We start from the raw sequence: 18,639 nt of genomic DNA on the forward strand, positions 1-18,639 counted from the left end.
CACCGAACGCACCGCAGCCCTGACAGACTTCCTGCACACCTACAACCACCACCGCCGCCACACCGCACTCGGCGGCCACCCACCGATCAGCCGCGCAAACAACCCTGCGGGTCAATACATCTCTAGCGCGCCCAGCCGCTCCTCCTCGCGTGCCACGCGGGCGACCGCTGAGGACGGGTCCACGCCCCAGGGCCCGCAGCGGTCCGTCGTCGGAGGCGCCCCAGCCCGCGATGTGGTCGGCCAGTACCTCCGGGTGGAACTGGACGCCCCACACCGACGTCCCCATGCGGGAAGCCTGGTGGGCGCAGCGTGCGCTGGTGAGGAGGGACTGCCTTCGGGGCCTCGGGCAGGACCGCGGCTCCTCCCAGTGCCACTGCACGGCGCACGGGGGCGTGTCCGGCCTCGTGAGGGGGACGAAGAGTTCGTTCCTCGACGCGGGCAGCAGAGGCGTCAGCTCGTACAGGCCCACCCCCGGCCGCTCGGAGCGCCGGACCCTGCCTCCGCAGGCCACCGGAGCAGTTCCATGCCGAGGCAGCCCAGGGTCGGCATGTCCCGGGCCGCGGCCTGGCGCAGCAGGTGGCCTGCCGCGGACAGCCAAGGGGCCTGTTCCTCGTCGTAGGGGCGCCCCTACGGCTGAGCCCCTCGGCGAGGGCGGCCGGTGCGGTGGACCTGGCACCGTACCGGCAGGGTGTCTCGACCAGCCACGGCCTGCTCAGTGCGGCTGCTCTGCGATCTCCTGAGTGCCGATGACCGCGAGCAGACCGAGCAGGCTGACGCTGTGGGTACCGACCGCGAGGGTGAACCGGAGCAGCCGCTGCCGGCCATTCTCACTGAACAGGCTGAGGCAGTTGTCCTCGACCGGACCGAGCGCCGGGTGGATGATGCGCTTGCGGTCCTCACGCCGGAATGCCACATCTGTGGTCGGCCCAGAGGGTGACAACGACTGTTCCGCTGCCTGTGGGCCGGGCTCACCCGCCGGGAGGTGCCCCGCCCGGGCTCAGCACGGCGGACGCGCCGGCCGTCATCGGCCGACCGTGCCCTCCCTCGTCCTGGCCCTCGCACGGTATCGGCGATACCATCGGTACCATGTCGCATCCCAAAGCCATGAACCTGCGCTTTCCCGATCCGGCCAAGCGGTCCGCGATCGAGGCGGCCGCGCGACAGGAGGGCGTCAGCCTGCAGGAGTACATCCTGTCCGCAGCGTACGCGCGCGCCACCGCCGTGGAGGAGCGCTTCCTCGACGCCTTCCGGGAGTCGATGGCCCGCAGCGGCGGCGCCTTCGCCGAGGAGGCCGGTCCCGCCGAGCGGCAGCGCGGTGCGGAGCTGGACGCGCGGCGAGAGCTCGAAGAGGGGCGGGGCCACGCCGCGTGAGCCAGAACGAGCCGTTCCATCCGCTGGACGTGGCCTTCCTGTTGCACGCGGCCGAGTTGCTGCCCGGTGATCCCCAGGTCGACGACTACGGCCCGCTCTACGCGGCGGCCGCCCGGGTCAACGCCCGGGCCCTGGAACGGGACATCTACGGTTCCCTGTACCTGAAGGCCGGCGCGCTGCTCCAGACGCTGGTGCGGCTGCCGTGCCTCGAGCACTCCAACGAGGCGTTCGCCTGGCACTCCACAGAGGCGTTCCTCGCCCTGAACGGGTGCCGGCTCGACTATCCGCCGAAGGAGGCGGTCGCCCTGGTGCGGGAGGCCGCCGCCGGTTCCCTGGGTGTCGGGCTCATCGGCCGCCGGCTGCGCGCATGGGCTGCTTCCTGACCCGGCCGATCGCGGTGGGGTGAACGGCGGCATCGTCCCGCGTCTGCGACCGGGCCGGAGCGCACCGCCCTGTTCTCCCGCCACACCGGAATCCGGTTCCAGCTGTCAGTCGGTCAAGTAGGCGGGTGTGGGGGCGGCCTACGGGGACTCCTCCGACACCAACGCCTGCTGGGTCCTCGACCGGACGTCGCCGACCTGACTTGGAACGACCCGGAGCGCGCACGACTCCGTGCCGCGTGCGTGAGCCTACGTTCACGGCGTGTCGAAACTCAACGAGATTCACGGCTTGTGGGAAGGAGCGGCTGCCCGCCCGGCTCTTCACATGCTCCGGCTCCGGGCTGCCGGACGACGAGGAGCACAGGTTCCGTGCCGATCTGGTGAGCACCGGTCTCGAGGGAGTGCCTGTCCGGCCGGCCCGTCGTGGTGCAGATCCTCGCGCTGCGCAACGACACCGGCGAGGGGCCGGTCACCGGGCGGAGGCGCTCACGACCGACCGGGAGTGCCTGGCCGACGCCTTCTGGCGGCCGTGCACCCGCACTGTGCCGCCGCCCTGCTCGGCGGCACCGCCCACCGGTCCGCCACCTGGCGCCGGGCAAATACACCGTCTCCGACCTGAAGGGTGTCCAGCAGCATCTGCGGTCCTGCGATGGGGCTGCTGTCCTCCGGGCCCCGGCACGACTGGCAACGGCACAGGGCAGGCCGTGGTCCTCGAGGAAACGCCGGAAGTGCGAGTCCTGTCCGTATGCGGCATCCGCAGTGACCCAAGCGATGGGGAGTGGGGAGGCCAGCGCGACGGATGATGTCGCGGGCGAGGTCGGTCGCAATCGGTACGTCGTGGATCACGGAAGGGGCCTGCTCGCGGCGTTGTCATTACATGCGGCGCGGGCACCCGTTGGTGGGACGGTCGGTCCAAGACCGTCCCGCACATACCGAACCCCCGCTACACTCCCCAACGCCAAGCCGTTGACCAAGACAAATACAGAAGTCCAGCTGGAGTACTAAGGCCCTTCCAAGGTCTGCGCCGGCAACACACCCCGCGCCGTGGTCACCCCGCGCAACCTCGCCCCTCGGCCTGATGCGCCAGGCCGGCTGGACCAACATCGCCGCCGCAGCCGACCACTACCGGGCACACGCCAGCCACGCCACCGCGCTCCTCAAGATCACCTGCTGAGAACACATTAGCCCCGCAGCCCGGTCCCCCTGCTGAACCGCTACGAATTGTCAGGCCGAGCGTTCCAGAGTGTAGTGGCGACGGAGTTCCTCAACATGCGGCAGAACGGCCGGGTCCTCGGCAGCGCACGCAATATCGATCATGGCATTCCAGACCAAATTCTCACCCCCCGCCGTGCCGGAAGTGCTTTTTGATGACGATGCTGAAGATTTTCGTTGACCGTCACCAGTGTCAGCACGTCGGCAAGCCGCATCAGGTTGGCATGGTCGGCGTCAGTGAGCGGCGGTCGTTTCACTGTCCGGTCGTCCGGAATGCCGGCGTCCGGGCTCTCGCCCTCGACCGTGATCAACGGCTTCGCGGACGGCACGTTCACGAAGTCGAACATCAGATGCACCCTCTCCTGCGAGGAGAGCACCGCCACCGAGTGGATCTCCGAGGCATCGACGAACCACACCTCGCCTTACGCATACGGAAAACGGTGTCGCCCTCGTTGAAGAAGCAGTCTTCGTTGGTGAGAAGGGGGATGTGCATCCCGTGGGCGTTGCGGGTCGCGTCGGAGAGCTCGCTGAGCTCCAGCAGATCCCGATGCGGGGTGATCACACTGTTCTGCACCTTCGCCAGGCGTACGAAGTTCAGCCGGTCCAGGTCGGCGACGCTCGCGATCAGTTCCCGCAGATAGGGCAGCCGATCGGCGAACTCGGAGAAGGCGGTGGGCCGGTCGAGGCCGCAATTGGTGACCACGCCGTCGCCGACAATCCCCCCGGGCCCAGAGCATGCAGACCTCCACGCGCCTCCGAAGACGTAATCGCTGTACGCCTCGGACCACGTGCCGAAGCCGGCAAACACGTCGGGCTGGTGGACATGAACGAGGTGATGACGGCCGATCTCGACGACACCCTGCACCCCAACGACCGTGGCTACGACAAGATGGCCGAGAGGTTCGACGCCATCTTCGGCGCCACTGAGTCGGGCTGGCTCGAGGACTGGGACACGTGCAGCGACCAGCAGAGCGGATGGGTCCCCCAGGGGCAGGTCGCCTCCGGCGTTGGGGCAGACCGCCGCAACGTACGGTTTGCCGACATCGACGGTGACGGCCGCGACGACTACCTGCTGCGCCGAAACGACGGCGCGATCCGGGCCTGGATCAACGCCCGCGGCGACCGGGACGGCCACCCCGGCTGGATCCCCCGAGGGCAGATCGCCGCCGGCTTCGACAGCGTCGCGAACGGGGACGGTGTCCGGTTGGACGACATCGATGCGGACGGGGACGACGACTACTTGATCGTCAACCACCGCACCAGCGCGGTGCAGTCTTGGGATCAACTTCGGCGGTGACCGGGACGGCAGGCCCGGATGGGTCGACGGCGGCCGGATCGCTTCCGGGGTTCCTGACGCCGATCACATCCTGTTCGCGGGCGTCAATTGCGACAGCGGGCCGACTATCTCAACCTGAGTTCCTCCGACGGCTCGGTGGCTGCCTGGGTCAATGCGGGTGGCGACGACAACGGCTAGCCGGGTTGGATCGCCCGGGGGCAAATCGCCTCCGGCAACGTCGGCGACCCGGACGGCGTGCAGTTCGACATCGACGGCGACGGGCGTGACGACTACCTGGTCGTCACCGCCGAAACCGGCGCCGTTCAAGCCTGGATCAGCAAGGGCGGCGACCCGGCGTAGGTCCGCACGGACGTGTACACAGGATCGACTCGCCCCTGGACCTTCCCGAGCCCACATTCGGGAAGGTCCAGCAGCGGCCCCATCGCGAGCCGGGCGAGCGCGCAGCGCGGGATTCTGTGATCGACGGCGTTGCTTGCCGCTTCGGTCTCCCAGCCCCCAGCACCTGTCCGCCGTGTGTCTGGGCAACTGCTGCCGCAGCCCGTTCGTCCATCTTGCCCTGACCCGCCGGGGTGGACCGCACATGACGGTACGGTCGGCGTGGTCTGCCGGCGAGACCGAGGCGGACGGTCTCCTCGTGCAGGACAGCGGAACTCGGCACATTCTGGCGGCCAACCGGGTCGGCACGGCGGCGTAGCCGCCCGTTGCGAGAACGACGCCCGGCCGGAAGCCGGAGACCGTCTTACGCACCTGAGCGATCCCAACCGGCACGCGCGCCATGTCTCGGACGTTTGCCGGCGGCAGCATCTTCAGCGGGTTCGAGGAACGTCGGGTCTTCCCCGTAGGACGGTATGATGGAGCGTCCTCCGCGCTCGTGACTTGGGCTTCCAAGCCCTCCGCCGCTCCGATCCACAGGACATCAGTGTGCGGCCAGAAGCTCAGCCCAACCGAGACGGCGAGACTAGTGGCCCCACACGCCGTCGGCTGATCCGCCCGGTCACACCCGCCAGTTGGGCAGAGGCTGGGGACCGCCTGACCTTCCTCGGGCCGCCGGCTATTCGGGCGACCGCGGCTGTTACCGGTCAGACCGGGGAACGACACACTGGAACACGGGTCACAACGCGCCCTTCATCGTCCTCGACGATCAGCTCGGTGATGGTGTCCTGGCTCATGGACGTCACCATGTGGAAGGTGAACTGCTGGGCGCTCGCCGCCCGTACGCTGCCGCCGGGGACACGTGCGCCGTCGGCGTTGACGGTCATCAGGTGGTACGCCGAACCGGCCTTGAGGCCCGCCAGCGTCACTGGGACCTCGGTTCCCCAAGGCCGGTCGATCATCTCACCGTGCCGGATCAGCACGGCTGACGTGGCGAATGATGTTGTCCCCTGTTGATCTGCCAGGGTGAAGGGGACGACCACCGCGGCGGCTGCGGCGAAGGCAGCGGCGACACCGAGGGCGATCCGTCGCCCGGGGCCGACCCGAGCGGTCTTCGAGAGCTTCACCGCAGCCGTGCCCCGGCAGATCCTCTCCCCGAGATCGTTCGACGGACGCGCACACCATTCCGGCGCGGTACCCCAGTCGGCGAACGGGTCGACCCGTCGCAGGGTGCGCCCCACGTCGTCGGTCTCGGCTGCCTCTCCGACGCAGTGGGGGCACTGGTCGAGGTGCCGGGAGAGTTCCTCCGGCAGGGGTGTCCCGAGCAGCAGGTGTTCGGTCAGGAGCGACCGGAAAGGGACGCATGACTCTTTCATGGTGCGGGGCATCCGTTCTCTTCGAGGATGAGCCGCTGCGGCAGCACGCGGTAGTACGGCTGGCTGCGCATGGTGGACGCCGGAACGCCCAGTGCGGTACATGAGCGACCGCCGAAGTACACCTCCACCACTGCCTCCCTGTGCTGCAGGCTCAGCCGTTCCGGCGCCTCCGCGAGCTGGATCCGCTCCAGGAGCTGGTCGACGGGGTCGAACGCCGGGGACGACTCGTACACGGCGTCCCACGAGGAGTAGCCGGGTCCCTCGCGGACCTTGCGCCGCCGCATGGCGTCCACCACGCCATTGCATGCGATGGCGAACAGCCAACGCATCGACCCCTGACTCGGGCCGAAACCGCTGGGTGACTTCCAGGCACGGACGAAGGACTCCTGGGCCACGTCCTCGGCGAGTCGGCGGTCGTCCAGTGCCTTGAACGCGGACCCGAAGAGTCCACCGCCGTGGACATCGTGGGTGGCCTCTACCTCGCGCTTGGTTCGAGAACCGGTGGGCTCCGGGTCGGTCGTCGCGGCCCGCCCACAAGGCCACTGCGGCGGACTACCGCTCACAGTCACGACGGCTCGCTCCCGTTCCGCGCCAGGCTTTCATGGTGCTTTCCCATCTCGGGCGACGACTACATGGGGTATACGCGGGCTTTTCCTCGTATGTTGAAAAGGAGGGAGGGAGTGTCGCCGCGGCTCCGCACCACGGGGAGCGCAGGTGCGGACAGTCGTACGTGCCCCTCCCGGTAGGGCAGGCTGTACTGCCGTGGTCGTGCAGGCTTCATCGTCGTGGACGGACTGTGTACCTAGGTTGGTCATGTTCGAGAACGCGAGGTTCAACGTTCGCGTGCGGTCATGCGTATCCCGAACGGGAGTAACTCATCGCGGACTCGACGGATTCTCCGTTGACGAATGACGAACCTCGAATAGTTCCGAACGTCCGCTCTCACCAGTCTTATGGAGTTTTGATGTCGCGTCAGTCGCCCTCAGCAAGGTCGGAAGCCGAATGTGATCCACCTGCCGGCCTCTCCCTGAAAGGCGCCGAGCCTCTTCCTGAGGTAGCCCGGCACCGGCTGTCCGAGGCCGTGATCGATCTTTCCGCAATCGCCCACAACACCCGTGTCCTGGCGGCGCGCTCGCGTGGTGCTCTGATGGCGGTGGTGAAGGCCGACGGGTTCGGGCATGGGGCCGTTGAGGTCGCGCGCGTCGCACTCGCCCACGGAGCCACCTGGCTCGGCGCCACCTCCACGCCGGAGACACTGGAGCTGCGTGAGGCGGGAATCACGGCTCCGATACTGGCCTGGATGCATCTGCCGGGTGACGACGTCACCGAGATGCTGCGACGGGACGTGGACCTGTCGGCCTCCTCCCTCGCACACCTGGCGGGGATCGCTGCCTGCGCGGAGAAGGCCGGGATCGCGGGGGCCGTCCATCTCAAGGTGGACACAGGGCTGAGGCGCAACGGCGCCAGTGCGACCGACTGGCCCGAGCTGCTCGAGGCAGCGGCCGAGTTCGAACGCCAGGGTCTGCTGCGGATACGCGGGATCTGGTCACATCTCGTCCACCCCGACGATCCCCGGCACGCATGTGTTCCCCGTCAGGTCCACGCCTTCGAGACGGCGGTGGAACAGGCCCGCGCCGCCGGGCTCCGGCCCGAGTTGCTGCACCTGGCCAACTCGGCCGCCGCTCTGGCAGCTCCTCGCACGCACTACGACCTGGTACGCGCGGGGCTCGGCCTGTACGGAATCGAACCGGTGAAGGGGGAGAAGTTCGGGCTGCGTCCGGCGATGACCCTGCGTGGCCGAGTCATCATGAGCCGCCGCGTCGAGGCGGGCACGGGCGTGTCCTACGGGCACGAGTACGTCGCCGAGCGCACGACCGCACTCGCGCTCGTGCCGCTGGGATTCGCAGACGGGCTGCCCTTCAGGGCGTCGCGTTCCGCCGAGATCTGGGTCGATGGGGCCCGCCGGCGGATAGCCGGCCGGATCGCGATGGACCAGTGCGTCGTCGACACCGGGAACGATCAGGTCGCGGTCGGCGAGGACGCGGTGGTCTTCGGCCCGGGAGACAGGGGCGAGCCCACTGCCACCGAGTGGGCGGACTGGGCCGGAACCATCCCGCACGAGATCCTCACCGGAGTCGGCCCCCGGGTCCCGCGCCGCTACCTGCACGCCGAGGAATTGCCAGCGGTGCGGAAGGACACGCGTACCCGTGTCGTGGTCCTGTTCGGCGGACCCGGCGGCGAGCACGAGGTCTCCTGCGCGTCGGCCGCGGGCATCGTCAGCAACCTGGACCGTTCCCGCTACGCGGTCCAGCCGGTACGCATCTCCAAGGCCAGGGAATGGGTGCCCGGCCCGGCCGACTTTCCCCAAGGCACCTACACCGCCTCGGACCTCACCGACGTCACACCCAGCAGAGGCATGGGCGCCTGGAACAGCCTGCGCTCGGTGCTGCCGCACCTGGCGGCGGCCGATGCCGTGGTACCGGCGCTGCACGGTCCCTTCGGCGAGGACGGCACCGTGCAGGGCCTCCTGGAAGCCGCGAACGTGACCTACGTGGGCAACGGCGTCAGCGCAAGCACCATCGCCATGGACAAGGACGCGACGAAACGCATCCTGCAATCCAGTGGGCTGCCCGTCGCCGACTGGGCACTGCTCAGGGACATGAACAGTCCCCTGTCCGATGCCGAGCGCCTGCGCCTGGGACTGCCCGCCTTCGTCAAGCCCGCACGCGCCGGCTCCAGTATCGGCGTCACCCGCGTCGAGAACTGGGAAGACCTGGACGCGGCCCTCGAATCAGCTCATTCCTGGGACACGAAAGTCCTGGTGGAGGAAGCGATACACGGCCGGGAAATCGACATAGCCGTACTCGAGCATCCGGACGGCCGGCTGGAGGCCGGACCGCCCCTGGAGATCGCGGTCCACGGCGGACAGCCGTTCTTCGACTACGAAGCCAAATACGAGGACAAGGCGACCCAGTTCACCATTCCCGCACAGCTCGACAACAACATCACCACGACACTCCAGCGCATGGCGGTGGACGTCTTCGAGGCACTCAACTGTTCCGGCCTCGTCCGTGTCGACTTCTTCCTGCGCGACGGAACCCACCCCGTGGTGAACGAAGTCAACACCTTCCCCGGCTTCACCGCGGCCTCACAGTATCCACGCATCTGGGCCGCCTCCGGCCTGCCCTACGAACGCCTGCTGGACACCCTTATCAAAACCGCCATCGCCCGGGCCAACAGCCCCGCAGCCATGCACAGCCCACGATGACCGCACCCCGACCGGCAACAACCACGCCATCCACGACCACATCGAGAACACGGCGCCTGTACGAGCTCGACGCGCTGCGGATCGTCGCGGCGCTGTCGGTCATGGTCTACCACTACACGTTCTCGGGGCCCGCCGGTGGACTGAGCGGCCTGTCGTTCCCGCGGATCGGCGAGGTCACCCGCTACGGATACCTCGGAGTCGACGCATTCTTCATGATCAGCGGCTTCGTCGTCCTTCTGAGCGCGTGGAATCGCACACCACGCCGGTTCCTGGTCTCACGCGTGTCGCGCCTCTACCCTGCCTACTGGGCGGCGGTCACCCTCACCGCGATCGTGTGCGTCGCCCTCGGAGCGGGCCAATTCCCCGTCTCGGCCACCCAGTACCTCGCCAACCTGACCATGCTCAACGCTCCACTCGGCATCGAGAACGTCGATGTCGTGTACTGGACACTCTGGGCCGAGCTGCGGTTCTACGCCGTCGTCCTTGCACTGGTTCTCGTGGGGCTCACCCGACGGCGCGTCACCGTGGCAATGTGGCTGTGGCTCGGCGCGGCTTGCGTCGCCGGAACCGGCTACCTTCCCGCGTCACTCTCACGGCTGCTCGAAGTGCCGGTGCAGTCACAGTGGGCACACTACTTCATTGCCGGCATGGCGCTGTGCCTCCTCACCAAGTACGGTCCCACGCGCTCCACCGTCCTCCTCGTCCTCGCGTCCTACGCCAACGCCCTCCACCGGGCCACCGGTTTCGCCGACGCCGTGGAAAACCGCTACGGCGAGTCCCTCGACCCAGCCGTGGTCACGGCTGTTGTCACGGTGATCTTCTTGATCATGGTGGGTATCGCGATGGGCTGGACACAGCGCCTCGGCAGGCCCTGGTTCGTGAACATCGGAGCTCTGACCTACCCGCTCTACCTACTCCACGCCTACACGGGCTTCGTCCTGTTCAACCGCCTCAAGGGCAGCGTGGAACCCCACGTCCTTCTCGCGGCCGTGAGCATCACCATGTGCGCCGCCGCCTACGCGCTGCACCAAGCGGTCGAAACGCCCCTCGCCGGCATCCTCCGACGCCGACTCACGCGTGCGGCCTGAAACCGGGCCCCCAGCACACCCGCATCGCACAGCACGGAGGTGGTTCATGACCAACATTCCCGAGGTCATCGACTTCCAGGGTTGGATCGACGCGTGCTGAGTGAACGCCGCGCCGAACACCGCCGGGGTGACGCCCGGGGCCGCGCTCGAACAGCGATTCCCCAAGGATGTCTTCCAACTCGTGCAGGCTTCGGGTCGCGGCGGGACGCGTCATGGCGGCGGCGCCAACGACGCTCCCCGACGCGAGAGCACGTCGGTCAGGACCAGGTGCCGGAACTTGAGTTGGCCGTCAAGCAGGCGGGAGGTCTCCACCCCGCGACTCTGTCCACCGCCTCTCACCGCCGGTGCCCCGTCCCGGTGACGACGGCGGGTCGGTCACCCGGTCCGGTCGTCCTCACCATTTACGGACGTCAGTTCGCCAGACTCCAGTCGCCGTCACGCACGACCAGGACGCCGAGGGCTTCGGGCTGGAGACCGGAGTGTTCTTCGGGCGTGTTGCGGATCGGCCCGGACACCCCGTCGAAGCCGAGGGTTTCGAGCGTGTCGCGCAGCTTCGGACCGTCCGTGCCCTTCGCCTTGTCGATGGCATCGCGCAGCATCAGCGCGGCGTCCGCCCCGAAGGAGGCGAACCCGGAGTAGTTCCCGTACTTGGCCGTGTACCGCTCGACCCAGTCCTTCTGCGTGCGGACAGCCTCACCGTCCGAGGTCTCGTCGCCGATCGCCAGGACCCGGGGGAAGACCATGTGGACTCCCTCGGCGGCACCCTGAGCGCCCTCGACGAACAGCTCCGCGCCGGCGCCGGCGTCCAGGTAGACACCGCCGTCGTAGCCCGCGTCCCGCAGGTTCTTGGCGATGATCCCGGCGGCCGGCATCACCGCCCACACGACCACGGCATCGGGGCGGGCGGCGACCAGCCGCTTCGCCTGGACACTCATGTCCTTGTCGTCCTGGCCGAACTGCTGCCGGCCGGTGATCTCGAGGCCGGTCTTCTTCGCCCCCGCGTTCACGGCGGCCCGGCCCTCCTGCCCGTACGGGTTGTCCACGTTGAGCAGGCCGATGCTCTTCGCCCCCTTCTTCCTCAGGGCAGCCAGCAGGACGTCGGCGTCCTGGGCGGGGTTGGGCGAGATCTTGAAGGTGTACTGCCGCTCCGCCACGGGTTTGGTGATGGCCGTCGCGGAGGCCAGCGAGATCAGGGGCACCTGGCGCTTCTCCGCGATGCTGGTGACCGGCACGGTGCACGCCGAGCAGCCGCCTGTGACGACGGCCGCGACGTGCTCGTTGTTGATCAGGTCGTTGACGTTCGTAATGTTCTGGGCGGGCTTGGTCTGGTTGTCCTTGACGATCAGCTTGAGCTTGCGGCCGCCCAGGACACCGCCCCGCTCGTTGATCGAGGCCACCTGGAGTTCCAGGGCCTTCTTGTACGCCGTACCGATGCTCTGCGTAGGGCCCGACAGTTCCAGGCTGGCGCCGATCACGACGTCACCTCCCCCGGCCTTCCCGCCCGCCGAATCGTCGTCCTCCGAGGCCGCGCAGCCGCCGAGCCCCAGGGCACCGACGAGGACCGCGCCGGTGAGCGCCCGGGTGGTACGTGTCCTGATCACTGTTTCTCTCTTCTCTTGAGTACGGCCGGAACGCCGCCCACCCCGTTGGGCAGGAACAGCAGCACGACGATCAACGCGATCCCGTACACGACGATGTCGAAGTTGCCGGTGGCGGACGGGAACACCCGCGGGATCAAGTCCTTGGAGGCCTCGGAGAACGTGACGATCACCAGGGCCCCGACCGGGGCACCCCACGGTGTGCGCAGCCCGCCGACCGAGGCGATGACCAGCAGCTGTACGGAGTTGAGGAGCCCAGCCTGGCTGGGGTCCATGAAGGACGACCAGTGGGCATACAGACTGCCCGCGACGGAGGCGAGGCCCGCCGCGAGCGCCAGCGCGCCACGGCGCAGGGAGGCGGCCGAGACGCCCGCCGCCTCCGTCGCCACGGGGCTGTCGCCCAACGCACTCAACGCATCCCCCACGGGGGACCGCAACAGCGCGTCCACGGCCAGTACTGAGACCAGCAGGACGCCGGCCACCAGGTAGTAGACCGACAGATCCGTGTCGAGTGCCAGGCCGAAGGGTGCCAGCGGGTCGATCCCCGACAGGCCGTTGGAGGCGCCGGTGAGCGGCAGTTGGTTGGCGAGGGAACCGACCACCAGTCCGAACGACAGGGTCGCCAGCGCCAGGTACTGGCCCTGTGCACGGAAGATGAACCGCCCCACGCCGTACGCCACGCCGATGGCCAGCACGGCTCCGGCGATCAGCGCGAGCAGGGCGTTGACCTGCCACCGGGTGGTGAGAACGGCGGACGTGTACCCTCCCACGGCGAAGAAGGCGGCCTGCCCGAGGGAGATCTGTCCGGCGCGGCCGACGAGGGGCACAAGCCCCAGGGCCGCGATGGCCTGAAGGCAAATCAGGACCGCCACCGACATGGTGTAGAAAGGCACCCGCGTGAACACCGCGGGCACCGACAGCAGGAGCGCGAGAAACGCCGCGTACGGGGCCATTCGGTAGCCGAGCAGGGTGTGCACCCGTCGCGAGGCGCTCATACCCGGACCACCGAACCCCGGCGCAGCAGCCCGGTCGGCCGGACCAACAGCACCGCCAGCAGCAACCCGTAGGTGAGCGTGTCTTTGTACTCGCTGCTGAGGTACCCGGTGGCGTATGCCTCGGCCAGGCCGACCAGCAGCCCGCCGGCCACGGCCCCCGCCGGGGAGACGAGTCCGCCGAGCACCGCCGCGGTGAAGCCCTTGAGTCCGAAGGGGATGCCTACAGAGGCGTCCGGGGGCTGCAGTGGTGCCAGGAAGACTCCCGCCAGCGCCCCCAGTGCGGCGGCCGCGGTGAACGCCAGCAGGCTCATCCGGGTCGGCGAAACCCCCATCAGCCGGACCGTCTCGGGGTCCATGGCCGTGGCGCGCATCGCGGTGCCCGGCAGGGTTCTGGTGAGGCTCACCCACATCGCCGCGACCGCCACCGCCGTCGCCACCGCACACCACAGGTACTGGTGGGGTACATGTGCGCCAAACACATCGAAAGGGGGTCCCTCGGAGAAGGCCGGCACGAAGTGGGAGTCGGCGCCGAACGCGAGCAGCGCCGCGCCCTGCAGGGTCACCGAGGCGCCGATCGTCAGGATGATCAGCCGTTCGGTGTCGGCGCCGCTTGCTCTGCTGATGACGAGCAGGCTCAGCAGGGCGCCGACCACTGCGGTGGCCGCGATGGCGATCAGGGACGCCGCCCACAGCGTCACGCCCGACTCGTGCAGCACCGCGAATCCGAGTCCGCCGAGCATGACGAAGTCGCCCTGCGCGAAGTTGATCACCCCGGTGACCTGGAATACCAGGGCCACGCCCAGCCCGACCAGGGCATAGGTGGTGCCGGCGCCGAGTCCGGAGAGCGTGAAGTCGAACAGTTGCGACATGCGTGACTACCGGGTTCCGATCCTGGGTGACGGCGGTGCGGGGGCGTTCATCCGACGGGCCCTCCGAGATAGGCGCGAAGGACCGCGGGGTCCTCGCGCAGCCGGTCCACCGGACCCGACGTCACGAGTGCCCCGCGCTCCATGAGGTGGCCCCGCCGGGCCACGCGGAACGCGACGGCGGCGCTCTGCTCGACCAGGACCAGCGTGGTGCCGCGGCCGACCAGCTCCACCAGGGCCTCGGTCACCAGCCGGACCGCCTGCGGGGCGAGGCCCAGGGACGGCTCGTCCAGCAGCAGGAGTTTCGGACGGCTCATCAGGCCCCGGCCGATCGCCACCATCTGCTGCTCGCCACCTGACAGCGTGCCCGCGGGCTGCCGACGGCGGGCCACGAGTGCGGGAAAGAGGTCGTACACGGCGCTCAGCCCCGACGTGGCCGCGGCCCGCCCGGCCCCGTAGCCGCCCAGCCGCAGATTCTCCTCGACACTCAGCCCGGCGAACACGCGCCGGCCCTCCGGGACGAGCACCAGGCCCGCCCTCGCCCGCCTCTCGGCCGGCCAGCGGGTCACATCCGTACCGTCGAACTCGACGGTGCCGCGCCAGGCGCGGGACAGACCCGCGACCGTTCGCAACAGGGTGGACTTGCCCGCGCCGTTGGGCCCGACCACGGTCACTGCCTGCCCCGCGTCCACCGAGACGTCCACGCCGTGCAGCGCCTCGATCCGACCGTATCCTCCCACCAACCCGGTGGCCCGCAGCAATCCGGTCACATCTCCTCGCCCAGGTAGGCGGCGCGCACCGCGGGGTCCGCGGCCACCAGTTCGGACGTGCCGTCGGCCAGCAGCCGGCCATGGTCCAGGACCAGCACACGGTCCGACACCGCGAGGACGCCCGCGACATCGTGCTCGACCAGCAGCACGGTCACGCCTTCGGCCGCGATCGCGGTGAACAGATCCGTCAGATCAGTACTCTCGGCACGCGCGAGGCCGGCGAGGGGTTCGTCCAGCAGAAGGAGAGCGGGGTCTCCCGCCAGCGCCCTGGCGATCTCCACACGGCGCTGGAGCCCGTAGGCGAGACTGCCCGCGGACAGGTGCGCGTACGGGGTCATCCCCACTCTGTCGAGCAGTGCGTAGGCGGTGCGGTGTTCGGCGGCGATCCTCCGCCCTGCGGCCGGCAGGCCGAGTATGTGGCCGAGTGAGACGCTCACGCTCCGGCCGGTGCGCGGCAACATGACGTTCTGCAGCACGGTCAGCGAGCCGAACACCTGGAGGTTCTGGAAAGTCCTGGTCACGCCGAGGCGGGCGGTGTGCACCGGTCCGGCACCGGTCAGATCGTGCCCGTTGACACGGATGGTGCCGGACGCGAGAGGGACCACGCCGGACAGGGAGTTCAACAACGTTGTCTTGCCGGCGCCGTTGGGGCCGATCAGCCCGATCACACCGCCGTCCGAGTGGGCGAGCGTGAAGCCGTCCACGGCCGTGACCCCGCCGTATCGCACGGTGGCTCCGGCTATGTCCACCACCGCGGTCACCAGCCACCTCCGGTGGTGCGTACAACTGGCACTGCTTTTCCTTGCCTTGTTCTGCCTCCGGGTCGTGAACCGCTCATGGACGGGTGGAGGCTCCGAGCGTGGGACACCTTGACGTCTCCCCACCACCCACTACGGCGAACGGCCTGGTCCGGTTCACCACCAAGCGCGTCGGCCCGACGGGACTGGGTGCCATGGTGATCGGCACCCCGTCCCGTCCCATGCTCTGCCGCGCTAGCCGCGGTGCAGGTATGCCCTGGTCACGGTCTGTTGGACCTCGTTGCCGTACGCGTCCTCGGCGGTGACTCGGAGCGTCACGAAGGCGTCGCCCCGCACCCCGAGCGGCTTCTTGACGATAACGGCGAACCTGCCCGCGCCGTGGGCCCTGGTCGTCGCCCTGGTGAAGTGCCCGCCGTCGTCGTAGGAGACCTCGAATCGGGCTCTGACCCCCCGCGGCGCACCGAGACCGTCCTGGTGTGGCGCACGGTCAACCCCAGCGAGTGCACGCGGCCCCGCCCCACACTGTTGCGGGCGTCCACCGGTACCCGGTAGTCGACCTGGAGCAGCGGCAGCGGCGCCGCTTCGGCGGTCGGACCGGAACGGAACGACCAGGACGTGTCGGTGGCCGTGGCGTAGCGCCACTCCTCGGACGTGCGGGTGGTCTTCAGCCTCAGTCGGTATTCGGCGCCGCCGGCCGGCACCTGGACGTCTCTCCAGGCGTCCGCGAGGTCGGCCGCCTTCTCACCGTTGCGGCTGAGCCGGGCGCTGACCGTGTCCGTGGACGCCATCGTGCCGGGCAGGCCCTTGAGTCCGTCGCAGACCAGCATCAGCACGTCGTTGACACCGCGATTCTTGATCTCGGTGAGGATGTGCAACCAGTGCTTGGCGCCCTCACCGCCGTCCCCGGCCCACAGACCCAGGATCTCCCGCCGGCCCTCCGTAGTGACCGCCAAGGCCACGTAGATGGGCCGGTTGGCCACCGCACCGTCGCGGATCTTCACGTGGATGGCATCGATGAAGACCACCGGATAGACGGCGTCGAGGGGACGGCTCTGCCATTCGGCCATGCCCTCCAGCACCTTGTCGGTGATGGTGGAGATCGTCTGCCGGGAGACCTCGGCGCCATAGACCTCAGCCAGGTGCGCCTGCACCTCGCCGGTGGTCAGGCCCTTCGCGGCCAGCGAGACGACCATCTCGTCGACGCCGGTCAGGCGCTTCTGCCGCTTCTTGACGATCTTTGGTTCGAAGGAGCCGTCGCGGTCGCGGGGCACGGTTATCTCCACCGGTCCAACATCGGTCAGGACGGACTTGGAGCGTTTGCCGTTGCGGGAGTTGCCACCGTTCTTGCCAGCCGGGTCGTGCTTGTCGTAGCCGAGGTGATCGGTGATCCCGCCTTCCAGGGCGGACACCAGCAGCCGCTTCGTCAACTGCCGCAGCAGCCCGCCCTCGCCGGTCAGCTGTAGACCCTCGGCCTGGGCCCGGCCCACCAGCTCGTCGATCAACTGGCCGTCCGCAGCCTTTGCCCGCACAGCCTCCACGGGCTCGACAGCCTCGGATCCGGACACGTTCTCACTGGTCATCGATGCATCTTCCACGATCGGGAGTTACACCGAACGTCTTACAGTCCCCCTGTGGATCATTCGCCGGTCAGGTCGGTGAGATCGACGGGTGGGAGGCTTCGGCTCGCCGAAGGCTGCTTAGTTGACCTTGTCGGCGAGCTCGGCCTTGTGGGCAGTGTCGATCAGGCCGAGGTAGTCAATGCCGGTGGTCGGGCGGGGTTCCTCGGCGGGGGTCTCGGGCCGGGCTTGGGGTGGGAGTGGCGGCTGACCTGCAAGGGCAGCGCGGTTCCGGCGTCCTGGCTGTTCGTCCTGACACGCAGGAACGACAGATCGAAGGGGTCGAAGACCAGCTCGACTCGCTGGCCGACGAGCAGAGGATCGACCTGGTAGCGGTTGCCGTGCAGGAAGATCAGTGCCGTCTTGGAGACGGTGCGATGTTCTGACCAGCGGAAAGCTTCGGCGAGGTCGAACAGGGTTGGGCGCTGTCAGTGAGCACAGCGCCGCCGCGCGCTACACGGCCCTCCCGGCGCTCGCCCAAGAGATACCGGGAGGGCCTTTCGCGTACCCCTCGTCGGCAAGGAGCCGCCCCAAATATGCACCTCGCCGTCGGCAGGCACGCTTACCGATCATGTCGGCACGAAGCTGCCCAAACTACCGCACTCGTAGGCATTTTCAATGACGTCTAACAACCCCTGTTCGCGGCCACGGTGACCGCGGCTTGACCAAAAGGGGCCCGCCAAGCAAGCTGACGGTCCCTCATGCAGGAACAAAGCACACTGTCTCTTATCGGGGGCCACGCCCACCAGTGGGCCCAGTGGGTTGTTGCCAGTTCCACTGCTGACCCGCTGTCTGTTGCCTGCGCTCTTGCTGACCAGCAGACTGTTGTCGGTGTGATTCGCCAGGATGATGTCTTTGCACATGGGCGGCAAAGGGGTTCTGCATCGCGGCGATGTATTCCCGGTTCCTCTGTTCGCGCGCCTCCCTGACTCGACTGGCTCCATGAGCGTTGGGATTGTTCCGCGTCCAATGTAGGTTCCCGCCCCTGTCAATGGCAGATACTTGGGAAATATATTCGGGCCTAATGCCCTTCCAGAAAGCAATCTCCTGCTGATTAACATAGGCCGAGCGCCCCAAGCTGGTCATGAATTCGTACCCCCCGGGAGCATCGACGGTATAGCGGTACGTGATTCCGTCATCGTCGTATGCCCGTGACGGAACTGCTGCTTCGTCTCCAGGGTCGGGATCGCGCGTGGTACTTACCAGTGCAGTCTCCGTATGCTCCACTTGATAATGCTGAAGACTACTGGGACGACGGCCATTATGAGGTCGAAATCCTTCATTGAAAATTACTTCCGGCCTTCGAGTGTCAAATCGATACAAGGGCTCCAAGTCTTCACGATAAGCGAGACGATAACCGGCGGCCGTCCCGGTGTTCGCTACCGATATTTCTTCCGGCCTCGGGCCGAATCGACTCGTTCCGAAACCCACTGTCTCCTGCGGACTGAAGGTGCTTTCCCTTGCATACCTCGAGAAGTGCACGATGAAATCTTCATGAGTATGGTCGTTATCCTGGAAAGAGCCGTCAGAGTAGTAGTCACTTGAGATGGAAGAAGGAGAGTAGTTCGGGCGTTGACTGGGCATCAGGTGATCCAATTCGCTTGCTGGAAACTGTCAGACGAGATCAGGTATGCTGCAGGACGAGAGCAGGACAGTCCTCCATGGCCCAATT

General features: G+C 68.0%; 16 protein-coding genes and 4 pseudogenes. 6 read left to right on the forward strand and 14 right to left on the reverse strand.

Annotated features, from left to right (window positions below; translation table 11 throughout):
* Positions 1 to 121 (forward strand): annotated as a pseudogene (locus tag ACZ56V_RS39130) (IS481 family transposase); the annotation flags it as partial.
* A 591-nt stretch (positions 122 to 712) separates the two neighbouring features.
* On the opposite strand, the pseudogene ACZ56V_RS39135 reads toward ACZ56V_RS39130, so the two are convergent.
* Positions 713 to 932: pseudogene (locus ACZ56V_RS39135) on the reverse strand (transcriptional regulator); the annotation flags it as partial.
* 154 nt (positions 933 to 1,086) lie between these two features.
* On the opposite strand from ACZ56V_RS39135, the gene ACZ56V_RS39140 reads away from it, so the two are divergent.
* Together ACZ56V_RS39140 and ACZ56V_RS39145 are read left to right on the forward strand one after the other, a co-directional pair.
* Entirely contained in the window at positions 1,087 to 1,371 is a 285-nt protein-coding gene (locus ACZ56V_RS39140; protein ID WP_468948629.1) for a type II toxin -antitoxin system TacA 1-like antitoxin, read from the forward strand.
* Positions 1,368 to 1,754 carry a fic family toxin-antitoxin system, toxin component gene (locus ACZ56V_RS39145; protein ID WP_468948633.1) on the forward strand — a complete coding sequence of 129 codons (387 nt, stop codon included), beginning with the start codon at positions 1,368 to 1,370 and terminating at the stop codon, positions 1,752 to 1,754. Before ACZ56V_RS39140 ends, ACZ56V_RS39145 begins: the two co-directional genes overlap by 4 nt.
* A gap of 1,310 nt (positions 1,755 to 3,064) precedes the next feature.
* On the opposite strand, the gene ACZ56V_RS39150 is transcribed toward ACZ56V_RS39145, so the two are convergent.
* Positions 3,065 to 3,310: a hypothetical protein gene (locus tag ACZ56V_RS39150; protein WP_468948636.1), complete on the reverse strand. Its 246-nt coding sequence runs from the start codon at positions 3,308 to 3,310 to the stop codon at positions 3,065 to 3,067.
* Positions 3,310 to 3,828: a hypothetical protein gene (locus tag ACZ56V_RS39155; RefSeq protein ID WP_468948639.1), complete on the reverse strand. Its 519-nt coding sequence runs from the start codon at positions 3,826 to 3,828 to the stop codon at positions 3,310 to 3,312. Before ACZ56V_RS39155 ends, ACZ56V_RS39150 begins: the two co-directional genes overlap by 1 nt.
* Between ACZ56V_RS39155 and ACZ56V_RS39160 the strand changes: the two genes are divergently transcribed.
* Complete coding sequence (locus ACZ56V_RS39160; protein WP_468948642.1) at positions 3,787 to 4,260, forward strand: hypothetical protein; 474 nt, start codon at positions 3,787 to 3,789, stop codon at positions 4,258 to 4,260. The genes ACZ56V_RS39155 and ACZ56V_RS39160 overlap by 42 nt on opposite strands.
* Before the next feature lie 601 nt (positions 4,261 to 4,861).
* On the opposite strand, the pseudogene ACZ56V_RS39165 reads toward ACZ56V_RS39160, so the two are convergent.
* From ACZ56V_RS39165 to ACZ56V_RS39175, 3 genes and pseudogenes are all read right to left on the reverse strand, one after another.
* Positions 4,862 to 5,199 (reverse strand): annotated as a pseudogene (locus tag ACZ56V_RS39165) (glycosyltransferase); the annotation flags it as partial.
* Positions 5,200 to 5,339: 140 nt separating this feature from the next.
* Positions 5,340 to 5,873 carry a hypothetical protein gene (locus tag ACZ56V_RS39170; protein WP_468948645.1) on the reverse strand — a complete coding sequence of 178 codons (534 nt, stop codon included), beginning with the start codon at positions 5,871 to 5,873 and terminating at the stop codon, positions 5,340 to 5,342.
* 131 nt (positions 5,874 to 6,004) lie between these two features.
* Entirely contained in the window at positions 6,005 to 6,577 is a 573-nt protein-coding gene (locus ACZ56V_RS39175; RefSeq protein WP_468948648.1) for a sigma factor, read from the reverse strand.
* Between the two features lie 395 nt (positions 6,578 to 6,972).
* On the opposite strand from ACZ56V_RS39175, the gene alr reads away from it, so the two are divergent.
* On the forward strand, positions 6,973 to 9,276 hold the full coding sequence (gene alr / locus ACZ56V_RS39180; protein ID WP_468948651.1) for an alanine racemase: 2,304 nt from the start codon (positions 6,973 to 6,975) through the stop codon (positions 9,274 to 9,276).
* Positions 9,273 to 10,364, forward strand: coding sequence for an acyltransferase family protein (locus ACZ56V_RS39185; RefSeq protein WP_468948654.1), 1,092 nt, complete (start codon positions 9,273 to 9,275; stop codon positions 10,362 to 10,364). The genes alr and ACZ56V_RS39185 overlap by 4 nt, the downstream gene beginning before the upstream one ends.
* Before the next feature lie 410 nt (positions 10,365 to 10,774).
* Here ACZ56V_RS39185 and ACZ56V_RS39190 read toward each other — a convergent pair whose 3' ends face one another.
* From ACZ56V_RS39190 to ACZ56V_RS39225, 8 genes and pseudogenes are all read right to left on the reverse strand, one after another.
* Positions 10,775 to 11,965, reverse strand: coding sequence for an ABC transporter substrate-binding protein (locus ACZ56V_RS39190; RefSeq protein WP_468948657.1), 1,191 nt, complete (start codon positions 11,963 to 11,965; stop codon positions 10,775 to 10,777).
* Positions 11,962 to 12,957, reverse strand: coding sequence for a branched-chain amino acid ABC transporter permease (locus tag ACZ56V_RS39195; RefSeq protein ID WP_468948660.1), 996 nt, complete (start codon positions 12,955 to 12,957; stop codon positions 11,962 to 11,964). The genes ACZ56V_RS39190 and ACZ56V_RS39195 overlap by 4 nt, the downstream gene beginning before the upstream one ends.
* On the reverse strand, positions 12,954 to 13,826 hold the full coding sequence (locus ACZ56V_RS39200; protein WP_468948662.1) for a branched-chain amino acid ABC transporter permease: 873 nt from the start codon (positions 13,824 to 13,826) through the stop codon (positions 12,954 to 12,956). Before ACZ56V_RS39200 ends, ACZ56V_RS39195 begins: the two co-directional genes overlap by 4 nt.
* A 47-nt stretch (positions 13,827 to 13,873) precedes the next feature.
* On the reverse strand, positions 13,874 to 14,593 hold the full coding sequence (locus ACZ56V_RS39205; RefSeq protein WP_468948665.1) for an ABC transporter ATP-binding protein: 720 nt from the start codon (positions 14,591 to 14,593) through the stop codon (positions 13,874 to 13,876).
* Positions 14,590 to 15,354, reverse strand: a complete 765-nt coding sequence (locus ACZ56V_RS39210) for an ABC transporter ATP-binding protein (protein WP_468948668.1) — start codon at positions 15,352 to 15,354, stop codon at positions 14,590 to 14,592. The genes ACZ56V_RS39205 and ACZ56V_RS39210 overlap by 4 nt, the downstream gene beginning before the upstream one ends.
* Before the next feature lie 716 nt (positions 15,355 to 16,070).
* A pseudogene (locus ACZ56V_RS39215) lies at positions 16,071 to 16,931 on the reverse strand (IS256 family transposase); the annotation flags it as partial.
* A 161-nt stretch (positions 16,932 to 17,092) separates the two neighbouring features.
* The gene (locus tag ACZ56V_RS39220) at positions 17,093 to 17,383 is read right to left on the reverse strand and encodes a Mu transposase C-terminal domain-containing protein (protein ID WP_468948697.1); all 291 of its coding nucleotides are present in this window, start codon (positions 17,381 to 17,383) and stop codon (positions 17,093 to 17,095) included.
* Positions 17,384 to 17,693: 310 nt separating this feature from the next.
* Positions 17,694 to 18,551: a scabin-related ADP-ribosyltransferase gene (locus tag ACZ56V_RS39225; protein WP_468948671.1), complete on the reverse strand. Its 858-nt coding sequence runs from the start codon at positions 18,549 to 18,551 to the stop codon at positions 17,694 to 17,696.
* Positions 18,552 to 18,639 lie beyond the last annotated feature (88 nt).

Source organism: Streptomyces sp. NPDC034099 (genome assembly GCF_055575415.1).

Bases quoted from the DNA above. Each gene is read 5' to 3' on its own strand.
- ACZ56V_RS39140 (WP_468948629.1), top strand. From the start codon at position 1,087: ATGTCGCATCCCAAAGCCATGAACCTGCGCTTTCCCGATCCGGCCAAG.
- ACZ56V_RS39150 (WP_468948636.1), bottom strand. From the start codon at position 3,310: ATGTTCGACTTCGTGAACGTGCCGTCCGCGAAGCCGTTGATCACGGTC.
- ACZ56V_RS39160 (WP_468948642.1), top strand. From the start codon at position 3,787: ATGAACGAGGTGATGACGGCCGATCTCGACGACACCCTGCACCCCAAC.
- alr (WP_468948651.1), top strand. From the start codon at position 6,973: ATGTCGCGTCAGTCGCCCTCAGCAAGGTCGGAAGCCGAATGTGATCCA.
- ACZ56V_RS39185 (WP_468948654.1), top strand. From the start codon at position 9,273: ATGACCGCACCCCGACCGGCAACAACCACGCCATCCACGACCACATCG.
- ACZ56V_RS39195 (WP_468948660.1), bottom strand. From the start codon at position 12,957: ATGAGCGCCTCGCGACGGGTGCACACCCTGCTCGGCTACCGAATGGCC.
- ACZ56V_RS39200 (WP_468948662.1), bottom strand. From the start codon at position 13,826: ATGTCGCAACTGTTCGACTTCACGCTCTCCGGACTCGGCGCCGGCACC.
- ACZ56V_RS39225 (WP_468948671.1), bottom strand. From the start codon at position 18,551: ATGCCCAGTCAACGCCCGAACTACTCTCCTTCTTCCATCTCAAGTGAC.